This window comes from Nonomuraea sp. NPDC003201, assembly GCF_053590415.1.
Genome location: NZ_JBSFTC010000072.1, coordinates 1 through 16,540, shown reverse-complemented (window position 1 = coordinate 16,540; position 16,540 = coordinate 1). Strand labels below are relative to the sequence as shown.

Here is a 16,540-nt window from a genome sequence, read left to right as displayed (position 1 = left end):
GTCGGAAGGGATCCCGGCCCAGGTGGCCGGGGCCCTTGCTATGTGTGAGCACATGATGGCAAGCCGTTCATGATCAGGAGTGATCGATCGTCGAAGCGGGTACGGATTTTTCTCCGCCGGCAGGCGTGCTGTCCTCCCGGGACGTGCAGATTCGACCCCGGGCCGGATGACCTCGCCGGTTTGCGGGTGTCATGTCCGCAATGGTGACGGCCATCGCATGAACGCTCCCGCGAAAGAGCCACGCTTCACGTTTCGCGGAGAGCCGACGATGGCCGCAGGGACAGTCTGCTGTCTGGCCGATCGCCGGTGAAGTCCCATCGCGATCGGTGACTCCTACTTGTTGGGTGCGGAGCCGCATGACCGTACTTTCGGCCGGTGCGGCAGGCGGGCGGCGGCTCCTAGCCTGGGCGGTGTGCGGGTGCTGGAGTGGCGGGCCGGGATCGCGGCCGACGTGGCGATCGGCGCGGTGTCCGCGGCGGTGCTCGCCTTCTACGGCTACCGGATCGGCGCGAGCTGGGGTGGCGCGTACTGGGTGTCCGGTTGCGCCGCCGGGGCGGTGGTCTGCGCGCTCGCGCTCGTCCGCCGGCGGAGCCGGTTGTGGACGGCGGTCGCGGGGCTGGGCGTCGCGACGGCCGCCATCGTGGTCGCCCGGGTCGCCCACCTGCCCACCGAGCCCGGCCCCGGCGTGACCTTCGGGTTGTCCGTGCTCGTCGGGTCCGCCGTCCGGGTGCTTCCACCCCGTCCGGCCTGCGCCGTCGCCGGTGGCGGGCTCGTGGTGGTGGCGGGGGCCTTCGCCGCCGGCTCCCAGGCGGCCGTGGGGACGATGAGCGCCGTGGGCTGGGCGGGCGCCGTCGTGGCCGGGCTGTGGCCGCGGCTTCTGGCCAACCGCCGCCGGGCCGTCGAGGAGCGCGTACGCCGTGGCGAGCGCATGGAGCTGGCCAGAGAGCTGCACGACGTCGTCGCCCACCACGTCACGTGCGTCGTGCTCCAGGCGCAGACCGCGCGGTTGCTCGCGCACAAGCAGCCGGAGCGGCTGGCGACCTCGCTGGCGGACATCGAGACGGCCGGCTCCGACGCCCTGGCCGCCACCCGCCGTGTCGTCGGCCTGCTCCGCGACCCGGCCCGGGGCCTGCCCTCCCTCGACGGCCTGGACGAGCTGGTCAGGCGCTTCGGCGGCCACGGACCCGCCGTACGGCTGCGGCTCCCCGAAGGGGAGGACACCTCGCTCTGGCCGCCCGAGTTGGCCACCACCGTCTACCGGATCGTGCAGGAGTCGCTGACCAACGTCTCCCGCCACGCCCCGCAGGCCCGCTCGGTCACCGTCACCGTCACGCGAGCCCGGAACTCGGTCACCGTCGAGGTCACGGACGACGCCCCTCCCGCCCCGGCCCGGCGGCTCCGACGCTCCGGATCCGGCGGATACGGCCTGGTCGGGATGCGCGAACGCGTCGAGGCCCTCGGCGGGACGCTGCGCGCGGGCCCGCACGCCGAAGCCGGCTGGTCCGTGGTCGCCGCCCTCCCCGTCCCGGCGCGGGAGCACCCATGAGCGCCGCGGACATCACCGTCATGCTGGCCGACGACCAGGCGATGATCCGTGACTGCCTGCGCCTCATCCTGGAGGACCAGCCCGGCATCAGGGTCGTCGCCGAGGCCGCCGACGGCGCCGAGGCGGTCGCCCTGGCCCGCCGCCTGCGCCCCGACGTGTGCCTCGTGGACATCCAGATGCCCGGCCTCGACGGCATCGAGGTCACGCGGGCCCTGGCGGGGCCGGAGGTCGCCGACCCGCTGCGGGTGGTCGTCGTCACCACCTTCGACCTCGACGAGTACGTCCACGGCGCCCTGCGCGGCGGGGCGACCGGCTTCGTGCTGAAGGACGTCGGCCCTGACCTGCTCGTCGAGGCGGTCCGGGCCGCGAACGCCGGGGACGCCCTGATCTCCCCCTCGCTCACCCTCCGGCTGCTGCGCCACCTCACGGCCACCGCCGCCCCGGTCACCCATGCGCCCGCGCAACCGCTGTCGGACCGGGAGTTCGAGGTCGTCCGGGCGGTCGCCAGGGGCCGTACCAACCAGGAGGTCGCCGCCGAGCTCTTCATCTCGCTGAGCACCGTCAAAGGCCACGTGTCCGGCATCATGACCAAGCTCGGCCTGCGCAACCGGGTCGAGATCGTCGCCTGGGCCTGGGAGCGCCGCCTGGTCGACTGAGCCGCTACGGATCGGCGAGACCGCCTTGGGCCCGCAGCTCTCTGCGCGACGGGAGGCCCAGCTTGCGCAGGGCGCTGGAGATGTGGCTCTCCACCGTCCGCCTCGACAGGAACAGCTCGGTGGCGATCTCCTGGTTCGTCTTCCCCTCCGCCGCCAGCAGCGCCACCTCCCGTTCCCGCGACGACAGCGTCTGCCCGTGGGACGGCCGTCCGCCCCGCCACGGATAAGGGATCGGCACGCCGTTCTGGCGCATGATCCGGCTGATCCGGGCGAGGTCCCGGTCGGCCCCCATCGCCGCGTACAGGCGCAGCGCCGCTTCGAGCAGGGGCCCGCCGTCGCCCGTGCCGCGTTCGCAGCGCCGTCGGCCCAGGCGCTCGGCCGCCTGGGCCTCCTCGTAGCGCAGCCCGGCCTCCCGGAGGGTGGTACGCGCCGCGTCAAGCAGTTCGTCGGCCTCCGGCGGGTCCTGGGAGACGACGGCGCGGGCGGTCAGGAGCGCCGCCCGCGCGATCGGGGCGTCGGCGCCTTCGAGGCCGGCGCCCAGCTCGTTCACGAGCTCCACGGTCCCGGCCGTCCTGCCGAGCGCGTCCACCAGGCACAGGACGGTCTCCGCACCCCACACCCAGTTCCCCTTGGCCCGTACGAGGGAGAGCGCGGCGGTGGCGTGCGCGGCGGCGCCGGCGACGTCGTCCAGGGTCAGCAGGAGGCGGGAGAGCGTCATCTTGGCGGGGATGAGCGGCCAGACGGCGCCGGCCCGTTCGGCGACGGCGATCACCTCGCCCAGGCACGCCACGGCCTCCTCGGCCGGACCCGTCGCCGCCAGCAGCGCGCCGAGCAGCAGCCCCGCCTCCATCGACGCGGCCGGGAAAGCGGCCGTCCCCGCTCCCGGGGAGGCGGTCGTCCCGGCGCCCGGGGAGGCGGTCCAGCCGGGCGCGCCACCCAGGCGGCGGACCCGGGCCTCCAGGCCGTCCCAGCGCCCCGCCGCCCGGTCGACCGCGGCCGTCACCAGCTCCACGACCTCCGCGACCCGCAGGTACTCGGCCTGGTCGGCCACCCGGCGCCCCTCCGCCAGCAGGGCCTCGGCGCGCTCCAGGCATCCGATGTGCAGCGCGCCCTGGGCCCAGTTGAGGCAGGCGCGGGCGTGTTCCCGGGGCACGCCACGGAGCCGGTCGTCGCGCAGCAGGTCGTCGATGAGCCGCCCGCTCCCCGGGTGCCCCTGCTCCAGCAGCAGGGACGCCCGCGCGATGCGTACCGCGATGTCCACGTCGGGGTCGCCGCTGCGGCGGGCGGCCTCCTCGGCCTCGTCGCACCTCGCGGTGTGCTCGCTCACGTGCCGGTCCACGACGGTCTCGGGCGCGGCGAGCACGGCCAGCGCCCGCCCCAGCAGCGCGGGCCGGTCGCCGAGGTCGCCGACCGCGCGCTCGATCTGCAGGTGGCCGGCCCGCGCCTCCCCCTGCTGGCGCAGCAGCCGGCCGAGCGCGAAGCGCAGCTCGCCGCGCAGATGGGCGGGCAGCGGCTCGGTGGCGAGGAGGCGTTCGAGCATGGGTACGGCCTCCGCGTGGGCCAGGCCGTCCACCGCCACCCGGCCCAGCTTGACGGCCAGCCGTACCCGCGTCTCCCGGGGCAACGAGCCGACCTCCAGCGCCTGGAGCAGGAAGCGGGCCGCTGTGGCGTCGTTCCCGTGGGACAGGGCGGTGCCGGCGGCGGCCTCCGCGTTCGACAAGAACTCCTCGATACGCCCCGCGAGCCGGAAATGGTGGGCCAGCCGGGCCACCGGCCTGGGACCTGGCCCGGTCTCCAGGGCCTGCGCGGTCCTGAGATGCAGCCACCGCCGCTCCGGCGCGGTCACGGACTCGTACACGATCTGCCGCGCCAGCGCGTGCCTGAACCGGGACCGCCCGTCCTCCTCGTGCAGCAGCCCCACGGCCTGCGCCGACGCGAGGGCCTTGGCGATCTCCAGGGGGCCGCGGCCCGTGACCTCCGCGAGCGTCCGGTCGTCGGGCGTCGTGCCGATGACCGCGGCGGCCCCGAGGATCTCCCGCGCGGCGCCGTCGAGGGAGGACAGGCGCTGCAGCACGACGTCGCGCAGCACCGTCGGGACGGCCAGGGCGGACAGGACGTCGGGGCGGCCGGGGATCTCATCGGCGGGCAGGCGCTCCAGCAGCGTGCGGAGCACCTCCTCCACGACGAACGGGATGCCCCCGGTCTTCTCGTAGAGCAGGGCCGCGAAGGTGCCGGGGAGCTCGGCCTTGAGGATGCTCCGCGCGAGCTCCTCCACCTCGGACGGGCTCAGCGGGGTCAGGCTGACCACCCGCGCCGGCCCGGACGGCGCGCGGGCGAGGGCCTCACGGATCGGCAGCGCCCCCGACCCGGTGCGGACGGTGAGGATCACCGAGACGTCGCTCGGCTGGTGGGCGGCGAGGAAGGCCAGGAAGTCGTGCGTGCCGCCGTCTGCCCAGTGCACGTCCTCCAGGACGAGCACCAGCGGGCTCAGGTGGTCGAGCAGGGCCACGGCCGCCCGGAACACCCGGTGCCGCTCGGCCCGCTGGTCCGGTAACGGGGGCAGCGGCGGCGGCAGGCGCTCGGCGAGCTCGGGAAGGAGCGGCACGAGCGCTCCCACCACCGGGCTGACCGGCCGGGACGCGGTGAGGTCGGCCGCCAGGCGGAAGGCGTCGAGCAGCGGGGACAGCGGCAGGGGCTCCTGGAGCTGCTCGCACTGCCCCACGAGCCGGCGCGCCCCGGACGCGGACAGCAGCTCCCCCACCAGGCGGCTCTTCCCGATGCCCGCCTCCCCCTCGACGAGCGCGAGCGAGGGCGGGGCGGCGATGACGGTACGGAGGAGAGCCAGCTCGGAGCGGCGCCCGATGAGCACATCGGAGAGGGAGCCTGAGGGGGCGAGGCGGGGCATGCGGCCACCCCCTACCTGCCCTAATGGCGATATATCAGAGGAAAACAGGCTACCTGATCTCCCTCTTGCGATAGGTGCCGCCCAAAAATCCGTATTCGGTACGGATGCCGCCCCCAAGCCGTCCTCATTAGCCTCGGCGATCGTTCCGCGTGATCAGCGGGCGATGTACAGAGGGGCGACGATGGACCTGTCCGAACCTACGCGTGGCCGCCGCTTACTCGTAGCGGCGACCGCGCTGATCGCGGTGGCCTGGCCGGGAGCGGCCGAGGCCGAGACCGCGCCCGAAGAGCAGAAGACCTACATCGTGCAGATGGCGGCGGACCCCGTCGCCACGTACGAGGGCGACGTGGCCGGGCTGTCCACCACCAGACCCGCGCAGGGCGAGAAGATCGACCCGGGCTCGGCCGACGTGACGAAGTACGTGGACCACCTGCGCGGCCGGCACGACGCCGCGCTCAAGAAGGTCGGCGGCGGCAGGAAGCTCTACGAGTACGTGTACTCGTACGGCGGCTTCGCGGCCAAGCTGACCGGCTCGCAGGCCAGGGAGCTGCGGGCGATGCCCGACGTCGTGGCCGTGACGGAGGACAGGAAGGTGACGGTCCAGACGTCCTCGACGCCGCACTTCCTGGGCCTCGACGCCCGCGGCGGCCTCTGGGACCAGCTCGGCGGCCCCACCGGCGGCCGGCACGGCAAGGGCGCCGGCGACGGCCTGGTCATCGGCGTGATCGACACCGGTGTCACACCGGCCAGCAAGAGCTTCGCCAACCCTGACGGCAGCGGCAAGCCGTACAAGCCGATCCGCGGCTTCCACGGCGCGTGCCCCCAGACGAGCCCGGCGGTGTGCAACGGCAAGGTGGTCGCGGCTCGGCACTTCGACGCGGCCTGGGGCGGTGACGCCGCCGTGCAGGAACTGCTGCCGTGGGAGTTCACCTCTCCGGTCGACTACAACGGGCACGGCACGCACACGGCCTCGACGGCGGCCGGCAACCACGCCGTACCCGCGACCGGGCCGGCGGCGGCGTTCGGCGCGATCAGCGGCATGGCGCCGCGCGCGCGGGTGGCCGTCTACAAGGCGCTCTGGTCGGCGCAGGACTCCTCGACGGCCAACGGCTACTACTCCGACCTCGTCGCCGCCATCGACCAGGCGGTCGCGGACGGCGTGGACGTCATCAACTACTCGGTCTCGGGCACGAGCACGGACTTCCTCGACCCGGCGGAGATGGCGTTCCTGGCGGCCGCGCAGGCCGGCATCTTCGTCTCCGCCTCCGCCGGCAACGACGGCCCCGCCGCCTCCACCGTCAACCACCCCTCCCCGTGGGTGACCACGGTCGCGGCGGGCACGCACAACCGCGGCACGCAGGGGTCGGCGACTCTCGGGAACGGCACGACCTACGGTGGGGCCTCGCTGGCGGCGACCAAGGCCGGCCCGGCGCCGCTCGTCGACTCCACGGCCGTGGGACTGCCCGGCGCCGACCCCACCATGGTGGCCCAGTGCTACGCGGCCAGGAACAACGACGGCAAACCGGTGCTCGACCCGGCCAAGGCGAAGGGCAAGATCGTCATCTGCGACCGCGGCGTGACGCCGCGCGTCGACAAGAGCCTGGCCGTGGCCGAGGCGGGCGGCGTCGGCACGGTCCTCGTGAACGTCGACGAGAACTCCCTCAACGCCGACTTCCACTCCATCCCCACCGTGCACCTCGCGGTGAAGGACCGGCAGGCGGTCAAGGACTACGCCGCCACGAGCGGCGCGACGGCCACGATCGACCAGGCCAAGATGACCGATGACGTCCCGGCGCCGTACCTGGCCGCCTTCTCCTCCCGGGGCCCGCTCAGCGCGGGCGGCGGTGACCTGCTCAAGCCCGACCTGACCGCTCCCGGGCAGGACATCCTGGCCGCGACGGCTCCGCCGGGCAACAACGGGGCCGAGTTCGGGCTGTCCAGCGGGACGTCCATGTCCGCCCCGCACGTTGCCGGGCTCGCCGCGCTGCTGAAGGACCTGCACCCGGACTGGTCGCCGATGGCCGTCAAGTCGGCCCTGATGACCAGCGGCACCGACGTCCTGGACGGGCCCGGCACCGACCCGAAGGTGATCTTCGGTCAGGGCGCCGGCCACGTCGCCCCGAACAGTGCCGCCGACCCCGGGCTCGTCTACGACAGCGGGGTGAAGGACTGGACGGCGTTCCTCTGCGGGACGACCACGGGCATCGACCGGAAGGTGTGCGACGCGCTGAAGAAGCGGGGGTACTCGCTGGACCCCAGTGACTTCAACGGCCCGTCGATCTCGGTCGGCCGGCTGCCCGGCACGCAGACCGTGACGCGCTCGGTGACCAACGTCGGCCGCTCGACCGCCACGTACACGGCCTCCACCTCCGGTCTGGCCGGGATCACGGCCAAGGTGACGCCAAGCCGGCTCACGGTGCGGCCGGGGCAGACGAAGTCGTTCACGGTGACGTTCACGCGGACCACGGCCCCGATGAACGCCTACACGGGCGGGCAGCTCACGTGGAAGGACGGGCGGCACAGCGTACGCGTGCCCGTCCTCGTACGGCCGGTGCCCGAGACCTGGTCGGCCACGTACGGGGCCGCGGGCGGCGCCGACTCCGCCGAGTTCATCGCGCTCGACCCCAAGGGCAAGCAGGTGTACGTGACGGGCGCCAGCTTCGGAACGTCCCCCGGCGCGCTCAGCCCGAGCATCGCCACCGTCGCCTACGACGCGGCCACCGGCGCGCAACTGTGGAGCAAGGGTTACAAGGGCCCCGCGGGGACCTACGACGAGCCGGCGGCGATCGTGATGAGCCCCGACGGGAGCAAGCTCTTCGTCACCGGCATCAGCGCGGGCACCGACACCGGCAACGACGCCGTCACCATCGCGTACGACACCGCCTCGGGCGCGGAGCTCTGGGTCGCCCGGCACACCGGGCCGGGCAACCTGTCCGACTTCGCCAACGCGGTCGCGGTCAGCCCCGACGGGAAGAGCGTCTACGCCACCGGCATGAGCACGCTGGCCGAGGGCGGCAAGGACGACTACTTCATCGTCGCGTACAACGCGGACAACGGGGAGCGCACCTGGCTGCAGCACTATGACGGGCCCGGGGGCGGCACCGACGACGCCCGGGAGATCGAGGTGACCCCGGACGGGTCCAAGCTCTTCGTCACCGGCCAGAGCCAGGGCGTCTCCGGCACGGGCTTCTCCGACTGGGGCACCGTGGCGTTCAACACGGCCACCGGCGAACAGCTCTGGGCCGCCCGGCACAACGGCCCCGCGAACGGGATGGACATCCCCTCCGGCATGGCCGTCGACGACAGGTCCGTCTACGTCACCGGGTCCAGCGAGGGCCGGGGCACGCAGACCGACCTCGCCACGGTCGCCTACGACGTCGCCACCGGCAAGGAGCTCTGGACGGACCGCTACGACGGGCCGGCGCACGGCAGCGACACCCCGCACGCCGTCACCCTCGCCGCCGGCAGGCTGTACGTGACCGGCAACACGGAGGGAGAGGGCACGCGGTCCGACTTCACCACGGTCGCCTACGACCCGGGCACGGGTCAGCGGGCGTGGGTGCAGCGCCGCGACGGGCAGGGGAAGGGCGAGGACTACGCCTGGGACGTCGCCGCCACCCCGGACGGCTCCAGGGTCGTCATCACCGGTGAGAGCTCCGACTCCGAGGATGGTGTCGGCGGGAGTGACTACGTGACGGTCGCGTACGACTCGGCCACGGGGCAGGAGGTGTGGACGGGGCGCTACGACGGGGCGGCGGGAGCGCAGGACCGCTCGCACGCGCTGGCGGTGGACGCGGCGGCCGGCATCCGCATCTTCGTCACCGGGGCCACGGCCACGGCTGGGAGCGCGGACTCGATGGATATCGACTTCGGCACGGTGGCCTACCTCAACCCCTGGAAGTAACCCTGACCCACGGAGGGGGCCTTCACCCCGAAGGCCCCCTCCCAAGGACCCCGTCCACCCCGATGTTCGGCGGGATGTGCCTGGCGGCGCTGTTCGCGGTCCTGATCATCATCCTGATCCTCGACGCGCTGCGCGTGTGGGTGAAGGCGGTCAGGTCGCGTGAGCCGCTGCCGACCACGGAGGCCCCGTTCGAGGAGTCGAAGATCCTCGCGCCCGCGGGCTGATCCCCACCCGTGAGGAACGGGAGACGATGGCCGGCTAGAAGGCGTTGATGACGCGGCTCAACGTGGCGTTCAGCTCGGCGAGGCCGTCCTCGCCGAGCAGGGCCGCGAGGCGTCGTTCGACGTCGTCGATCGCGGTGTAGCCGACCCTCAGCGCCTCGTCGCCGCGCTCGGTGAACTCGATGAGCTTGGCGCGGCGGTCGGCCGGATCGGGCACCCGGCGCAGGTAGCCCAGCTCCTCCAGGTCGTCGACCAGCGCCCCCATCGCCTGCGGGGTCATCTGCGCCTTCTCCGCGAGCCTGCTCAGCCGGATGCCGTCGTGCTCCATGTGGAAGAACACCGCCGAGTGCGCGGGCCGGATGCGGGCGTCGTACGACCTGCCGGCGTCGAGCACGACGTCCTGCAGGCGCAGGTACGCCTCGTACAGCAGGGCTATGACGTGCGGTGGATGTGTGGCGGCCAAACCTCTTCTCCAATCGCTCAGGAAGCCTTATATTAAGGCCACCTTAGCAATGGGAGGGTGCGATGAACCAGGAAGAGATCTGGGCCGCCCTCGAGATCGAGCGGCGCGGCGTCGCCGACCTGCTCGGCTCGCTGCCCGCCGACGACTGGGAGCGGCCGTCGCTCTGCGAGGGCTGGCGGGTCCGCGACGTGGCCGCCCACCTCGCGCTCGCCACCAACGTGAACGTCCCGCGGGCGCTGGTGGACTTCGTCCGGGCCCGCGGGAGCTTCGATCGTTTCGTCCGCGACACGGCGGTACGTCACGCCAGGCTGCCGGTCGGCGAGCTCGTCGCGCAGGTGCGCGAGTCGGCCACCTCGCACCGCCGGGCGCCGACGACCAAGCCGCTCGACCCGCTCTTCGACGTGCTGGTCCACGCCCAGGACATCGCCGTGCCGCTTGGCCTCGACCGGGCCATGCCGCTGGAGGCGGCCCGCGCCTGCGCCGTGCACATCTGGGAGCGCGGCTTCCCCTTCCATCCGCAGCGGCGCCTGCGCGGGCTGCGGCTCGTGGCCACGGACGTGGACTGGTCGGTGGGCGAAGGGGACGTGGTCGAGGGGCCCGTACAGGCGTTGCTCCTGCTGATCAGCGGGCGGCCGGCCGCGCTGCCCAGCCTGCGAGGAGCTACAGGCGCAGCTCTGGCGGGAATCCGGTCCACCTGAGCTCGGGCGGCAGGTGCGCCATGTCGTTGAAGAAGAGCACGGAGGACGGGCGGTCCGGCGCGTACCGGATGACGGTCAGGGCGGCGTTGCAGTGGTTGAGGCCGAGCCAGCGCCAGCCGGGGGCGTCCAGGGCGGCGCGGACGAGCCAGCCGATCAGGAAGTTGTGGGTGACGACGAGCTCGTGGCGCGTCTCCTGCACCGGACCTGTGAACAGCTCCTCGGCCTGGCGGACGAGCCGCGCGCCGCCGTCCGCCGGGAAGTTGGCGAGGAAGCCGAGCAACCGGTCCGCGTGCTCCGGGGGCAGCTTACTCCTTGCCGGCACGTACGGGAGGTAGTCCCCGGCCGCCTCCGAGACGCGCACGGGCACGCCGGGAAGGTGCTCGGCGATCAGGCGCGCGGTCTGGGCGGCCCTCGGGAGCGGGCCGTGGTGGACGGCGGAGAGGGGGACGTCCTTCAGCCGCTCGCCGAGCAGCGCGGCCTGGCGGCGGCCGTTCGCGGTCAGAGCGGTCTCGTCCGGCGTGGCCTCGCCGTGGCGGGTGAGGTAGAGGTAGCGAGTCATCGGGCTCCAGTTGTTGACCTCGGACACACGTCATGGGCATCGTAGGGCGGGTGGCCGGCGATGAGACACGTGACGGGGTGGCGCTCACCAACCTCGACCAGCCCCTGTTCGACGGGGCCGGCGCGACCAAGCGCGACCTGGTCGACTACCTCGACGCGGTCGGCGACCGGATCATCCCGGTCCTGCGCGACCGGGCGCTCTCGGTCATCCGCGTGCGGCCGGGGCAGGAGCCGTTCATGCAGAAGAACCTGCCCAAGTACGCCCCCGAATGGGTGCAGTCGGTCTCCGTGTGGGCCGAGGCGTCGCGCAGGCAGGTGACGTACGCGCTGTGCAACGACCGCAGGACGCTGCTCTGGTTCGCCAACCAGCGGGCGGTGGAGTACCACCCGGGGCTGTTCGTGGGCTCCCATCCCACCCACATGATCCTCGACCTCGACCCGCCCGACGGCAGCGACGCCTTCGAGCTGGCCGTGCGCGGGGCCTTCCTGGTGCGCCAGGCCCTGGACGACGCCGGGCTGGCGGGCGCGGTGAAGACCAGCGGGGCGAAGGGCGTGCACGTGTTCGTGCCCGTGGCCGAGGGGACGGGCGTGGAGGACCTCGCCGCGGCCACGCGCGCGCTGGCGGCCCGGGCCGAGCGGGTGGACCCGGCGCTGGCCACCACGGCGTTCATCCGCGAGGACCGCGCGGGGAAGGTGTTCATCGACTCGACCCGGGCCGGCGGGGCCACGGTGGCGGCCGCCTACAGTCCTCGTATACGGCCCGGCACGCCCGTGTCGTTCCCCGTGGCGTGGGAGTCGCTCGATCAGGTGGTGCCCGCCGACTTCACCGTGCACACGGCGGCCGGGCTGCTCAAGGACGCGGACCCGTGGGCCGAGTCCATGCCCGAGCCGCAGCGGCTGCCCGCCGACCTGGTCGAGGAGGGGCACACGATCCCGGTCGCCCGCGTACAGGCGATGCACGAGGGCAAGCGGCGCGCCCGCGCCCGCCGCGCCGAGTGACCCTCGGCGCCCGCGCCCACCGCGCCGAGTAACCCCATCCGGTGATATGTCCGGATATTGACGCCCTAGTGGGCCTTCTCAGTGATCCTCCGCCGGGTTACGTTCACGTGGCGGCTCGGGGGAATCATCGCATTCGTCCACCAGGGGAACCCTTATGCGTCGAATCGCCATCGCACTGATCACCGCACTGGCACTACCACTGGCTCTGACCACCCCGGCCAACGCCGGCGGCCTTGACGACCTCTTCGCCAAGTTGCTCATCAAGCAGGTGAAGGGCCCGAACGCCAAGAAGCACCTCGACGCCCTTCAGGCGATCGCCGACGCCAACGGCGGCACCCGCGCCGCGGGCACCCCCGGCTACAACGCCTCCCGCGACTATGTGGCGGGCAAACTGCGCAAGGCCGGATACAAGGTCACACTCCAGCCGATCAATTTCGTCCAGAGCTGGACCGAGAACTCCCCGCCCACGCTCAACCTCACCGCGCCGAGCTCGAAGACGTACGTGCCTAATGACGACTTCTTCTCCTTCGAGCCCTCCCCCGCCGGTGACGTGACCGCGCAGGTCCAGGCCGTGGACCTGACCCTGCCGCCGACCCCGACGCCCACCTCGACCAGCGGCTGCGAAGCGTCCGACTTCGCCGGGTTCGTGGCCGGGCGGATCGCGCTCATCCAGCGCGGCACGTGCGCCTTCGCGCTGAAGATCCGCAACGCGGGCCGCGCCGGGGCGTCCGGGATCATCGTGTTCAACGAGGGCCAGCCGGGCCGGACCGACGCGTTCCCGCTCGACATCGGCGAGTGGCGGGCCGGGGTCCCGATGGTCTTCGCCGACTTCGCGGTCGGCAACGAGCTGGCGGCCACGGCCGGGGCGACCGTACGGCTCAAGGTCGACTCCACCCTCGTGCTCGGCACCAACGACAACGTGATCGCGGAGTCCCGCTTCGGCGACCCGCGCAACGTGGTGATGGTCGGCGCCCACCTCGACAGCGTGCCCGCCGGTCCCGGCATCAACGACAACGGCTCGGGCTCCGCCTCCATCCTGGAGGTCGCCGAGGAGATGGCGCTCTACCCGGTCAAGAACAAGGTCCGCTTCGGCTTCTGGGCGGGCGAGGAGATCGGGCTGCTCGGGTCCGACCAGTACGTCGCGTCGCTGTCGGAGACGCAGCGCGACCGGATCCGGGTCTACCTGAACTTCGACATGGTGGCCTCGCCCAACTACGCGTACAAGCTGTATGACGGGGACAACTCCGACAACGAAGGCTCCCCGGCCGGGCCGCCCGGATCCGACCGGATCGAGAAGCAGCTCGAGGCCTTCTACGGCTCGCGCAACCTGCCCACCGTCGGCACCGACTTCGACGGGCGCTCCGACTACGGCCCGTTCATCGACGTCGGCATCCCGGCGGGCGGGATCTTCACGGGCGCGGAGGGCATCAAGACGCCCGAGGAGGCGGCGAAGTTCGGCGGCACGGCGGGGGTCGCGTACGACGCCTGCTACCACCAGGCGTGCGACACGACCGCCAACATCAACGACACCGCGCTGGACGTGGACCTGGACGCGATCGCGGACTCCGTCGCCCGCTTCGCCTTCAACCTGCGCTCCATCCCGCCGCGAACCGCCCCCGCGGCGGCGCCCCTGGCCGCCAAGACGGCCGCCTGACGGCTCCACACCGGGTGGGCAGCACCCTGCCCACCCGGGCACCACCTAGGCACCACTGCACTTCGGCACCACCGCACTTCGGCACCACCGCACCATCGAACCTTCGCACCACGGCACCACGGCACCACGGCACCACCGGTTCCAACGAGCACCATCTCGGGATCTTCCACCCTCGACCCTCGGATGGAGGCGCCGCAATGCGATCGATCATCGTCGCGGCAACAGCGTTATCCCTGGCCATCACCGCCCTGACGGCCGTGCCGGCGCAGGCCGCAGCAGCCCCGAACATCTCCCTCACCAACGTCAAGGCCCACCTCACCCAGCTCCAGTCCATCGCCACCGCCAACGGCGGCAACCGCGCGCACGGCCGGCCGGGCTACCTGGCCTCCGCGAACTACGTACGCGGCCAGCTGGACGCCGCAGGCTTCACCACCACGCTCCAGTCGTTCACCTACAACGGCGCCACCGGCTACAACGTCATCGCCGACTGGCCCGGCGGGGACCCCAACGACATCCTCATGGTCGGCGCGCACCTCGACAGCGTCACCGCCGGTCCCGGCATCAACGACAACGGCTCGGGCAGCGCGTCCATCCTGGAGACCGCGCTCGAAGTGTCGCGCCAGGCGCTCCAGCCGGCCAAGCACCTGCGCTTCGCCTGGTGGGGCGCGGAGGAGCTGGGGCTGCGCGGGTCGCAGTTCTACGTGAACAACCTGCCGGCCGCTGACCGGGCGCGGATCAAGGGGTACCTGAACTTCGACATGGTCGGCTCCCCGAACTCCGGATACTTCGTGTACGACGGCGACAACTCGGACGGCACCGGCTCCGGTCCCGGCCCGGCCGGATCCGCGGAGCTGGAGAAGGTCATCCAGGACTACTTCACGTCGATCGGCGTGCCGACCCGGGGCACCGACTTCGACGGCCGCTCCGACTACGGCCCGTTCATCGCGGTCGGGATCCCGGCGGGCGGCACGTTCACGGGCGCGGAGGGCATCAAGAGCTCGGCCCAGGCCACGCTGTGGGGCGGCACCGCCGGTCAGGCGTTCGACGTCTGCTACCACCGCTCCTGCGACACCACTTCCAACATCAACGACACCGCGCTCGACCGGAACGCCGACGCGATCGCGTACTCGGTGTGGACGATCGCCACCGCCGTACCACCCGCCGTGGTCTGGCAGGACACGTTCGAGACGGCCAACGGCTGGACGGTCAACCCGTCGAGCGCCGACACCGCCACCACCGGCCAGTGGGAGCGCGGCGACCCCGAGGACACCAACTCCAGCGGCGCCAAGCAGCTCGGCACCACGGTCAGCGGCACGAACGACCTGGTCACGGGCCGCCTGGCAGGCTCGGCCGCCGGCGACTTCGACATCGACGGCGGCATCACCTCGATCCAGTCGCCCCCGATCACGCTCCCGTCCACGGGTCCGCTGAACCTGTCGTTCTCGTGGTACCTGGCGCACGGCTCGAACGCCTCCAGCGCCGACTACCTCCGCGTCCGCGTGGTCGGCACCACCACCACGACGGTCCTGAACCAGGCGGGCGCCGCGTCCAACCGCAACGGCGCCTGGACCACGGCCACGGCCGGCCTGAACGCGTTCGCGGGCCAGACGGTCCGCATCCTCATCGACGCCGCCGACGCCTCGGGCGCCTCCCTGGTGGAGGCCGGCGTGGACGACGTCAAGATCACCCGCTAGCTTCGCCGGGCCGGGCCCGTTACGGCCCGGCCCTCAGCTCCCTCGCGGGCCGGGCTCTGAGGCCCGGCTCGCGACGCCCCCGAATCGGGCGGCCTCAGCGGTCCGGTCAGTACACAACGCCCCCGGATCAGGCGGGCTCAGCGGTCCGGTCAGTACGCAAGGCCGCCACAACCTTCTCCGGCTCATCAGCGAAGAACCGGATCGACGTGGCCTCCCCCCGGCGGCCGAACGGGCGTACGAAGGCGACCGGCTCGCTCAGCTCCACCGTCATGTTCGTCTGCGAGGAGACCGCCACGCCGAGCCGCCCGTCCTTGACGGTGACCATGCCGCTCTCGTTGTAGTTGCGACTGGTCCGCACGGCCGCGATCCGCTCTACCGGCACGCGCACGTCGAAATACACGCCGAACCGGATGCGTAGCTCACCAGGGGTGATGACGTGCGGCCTGGTGGCGCAGGCGGCGGCCAGCATGACCCCGAACAGCAGCCCGTACACGTCGGCGATCAGCACCGCGAACCGCAGCCACGCCGCCACGTCGAGCGCGACCAGCAGCAGATCGACCACCACGGTCTCGACCGCCATCGCGAACAGCATCAGCGACAGCATGAACGTCTGCGCCTTCGTGTACGTCACGACGGTCGCCCCAGCGGGCACGCCATCACGACGCCGGACGATCCACTGCCCGATGGCCAGCAGGCCTTTCAGCTCGAACACCACGATCCGCAGCGCGGCTCTGACCATCGGTCCCCTCACTTTCGGCGCTCTGGGCCCGGTCGATCCCGATTAGACACGTTGACGTCGCGTCAAGGTCAAGCCGATGGGGTTTCCGGCTCTCCCGACTGCTCAGAAGGGGGGTCGCTGTTATGTCCGTTTCCGGCGGCGGCCGGCGCCGGCGCGACTGTGACACAACCATGACGCGGCGCGAACGAGGCGGGGACGCGGCGGGCCGACAGTGGACGGGGTCGACCGGCGGGCGAGTCACGGAGCGTGCTGCGAAGCGATCCGGCCGCCCGCATCGGGACGACCCTGTACGGCCCGGGTGGCCCCGGCATCACGGCGTCGCCCTCCTCCAGCAGGGCGAGACGAACCGGCCGGAGCCGCCGGGACAGAACGTTACGACGAAGGCGATCACGAAAAGGAGAAGGCGTGGCTGATGACGGGAAATGGGACCGGCGTTCGCTGTTTCAGGGCGCCGCTGTGCTGGCCGGTGCCGCCGCGGCCGCGCCGCTGATGGGCGGGGCGGC

12 protein-coding genes are annotated in these 16,540 nt (G+C 72.4%); 8 read left to right on the top strand and 4 right to left on the bottom strand.

The window, feature by feature from the left end; translation table 11 throughout:
• The first annotated feature begins 412 nt into the window (after nucleotides 1-412).
• Together ACWDX9_RS24860 and ACWDX9_RS24855 are read left to right on the top strand one after the other, a co-directional pair.
• A complete protein-coding gene (locus ACWDX9_RS24860; protein ID WP_449957753.1) occupies nucleotides 413-1,546 on the top strand; it encodes a histidine kinase in 1,134 nt (377 codons plus the stop codon).
• A complete protein-coding gene (locus tag ACWDX9_RS24855) occupies nucleotides 1,543-2,202 on the top strand; it encodes a response regulator (protein ID WP_449957751.1) in 660 nt (219 codons plus the stop codon). The genes ACWDX9_RS24860 and ACWDX9_RS24855 overlap by 4 nt, the downstream gene beginning before the upstream one ends.
• 4 nt (nucleotides 2,203-2,206) lie before the next feature.
• Here the strand turns inward: ACWDX9_RS24855 and ACWDX9_RS24850 are convergent, their stop codons facing one another.
• Entirely contained in the window at nucleotides 2,207-5,107 is a 2,901-nt protein-coding gene (locus ACWDX9_RS24850) for an ATP-binding protein (RefSeq protein ID WP_449957749.1), read from the bottom strand.
• Nucleotides 5,108-5,288: 181 nt separating this feature from the next.
• Between ACWDX9_RS24850 and ACWDX9_RS24845 the strand changes: the two genes are divergently transcribed.
• Nucleotides 5,289-9,011, top strand: a complete 3,723-nt coding sequence (locus ACWDX9_RS24845) for a S8 family serine peptidase (RefSeq protein ID WP_449957748.1) — start codon at nucleotides 5,289-5,291, stop codon at nucleotides 9,009-9,011.
• A 62-nt stretch (nucleotides 9,012-9,073) separates the two neighbouring features.
• Nucleotides 9,074-9,235 carry a hypothetical protein gene (locus ACWDX9_RS24840; protein ID WP_449957746.1) on the top strand — a complete coding sequence of 54 codons (162 nt, stop codon included), beginning with the start codon at nucleotides 9,074-9,076 and terminating at the stop codon, nucleotides 9,233-9,235.
• Nucleotides 9,236-9,269: 34 nt separating this feature from the next.
• On the opposite strand, the gene ACWDX9_RS24835 is transcribed toward ACWDX9_RS24840, so the two are convergent.
• A complete protein-coding gene (locus ACWDX9_RS24835) occupies nucleotides 9,270-9,695 on the bottom strand; it encodes a MarR family winged helix-turn-helix transcriptional regulator (RefSeq protein WP_449957744.1) in 426 nt (141 codons plus the stop codon).
• 62 nt (nucleotides 9,696-9,757) lie between these two features.
• Between ACWDX9_RS24835 and ACWDX9_RS24830 the strand changes: the two genes are divergently transcribed.
• Complete coding sequence (locus tag ACWDX9_RS24830) at nucleotides 9,758-10,393, top strand: maleylpyruvate isomerase family mycothiol-dependent enzyme (protein ID WP_364258989.1); 636 nt, start codon at nucleotides 9,758-9,760, stop codon at nucleotides 10,391-10,393.
• On the opposite strand, the gene ACWDX9_RS24825 is transcribed toward ACWDX9_RS24830, so the two are convergent.
• The gene (locus tag ACWDX9_RS24825) at nucleotides 10,356-10,952 is read right to left on the bottom strand and encodes a histidine phosphatase family protein (RefSeq protein WP_449957742.1); all 597 of its coding nucleotides are present in this window, start codon (nucleotides 10,950-10,952) and stop codon (nucleotides 10,356-10,358) included. The genes ACWDX9_RS24830 and ACWDX9_RS24825 overlap by 38 nt on opposite strands.
• 50 nt (nucleotides 10,953-11,002) lie before the next feature.
• Between ACWDX9_RS24825 and ACWDX9_RS24820 the strand changes: the two genes are divergently transcribed.
• From ACWDX9_RS24820 to ACWDX9_RS24810, 3 genes are all read left to right on the top strand, one after another.
• Nucleotides 11,003-11,950, top strand: coding sequence for a DNA polymerase domain-containing protein (locus ACWDX9_RS24820; RefSeq protein ID WP_397369141.1), 948 nt, complete (start codon nucleotides 11,003-11,005; stop codon nucleotides 11,948-11,950).
• 154 nt (nucleotides 11,951-12,104) lie between these two features.
• Entirely contained in the window at nucleotides 12,105-13,604 is a 1,500-nt protein-coding gene (locus ACWDX9_RS24815; RefSeq protein WP_449957740.1) for a M28 family peptidase, read from the top strand.
• 197 nt (nucleotides 13,605-13,801) lie between these two features.
• Nucleotides 13,802-15,298, top strand: a complete 1,497-nt coding sequence (locus ACWDX9_RS24810; RefSeq protein ID WP_449957739.1) for a M28 family metallopeptidase — start codon at nucleotides 13,802-13,804, stop codon at nucleotides 15,296-15,298.
• Nucleotides 15,299-15,425: 127 nt separating this feature from the next.
• On the opposite strand, the gene ACWDX9_RS24805 is transcribed toward ACWDX9_RS24810, so the two are convergent.
• A complete protein-coding gene (locus tag ACWDX9_RS24805; protein ID WP_449957737.1) occupies nucleotides 15,426-16,037 on the bottom strand; it encodes a hypothetical protein in 612 nt (203 codons plus the stop codon).
• Nucleotides 16,038-16,540: the final 503 nt, after the last annotated feature.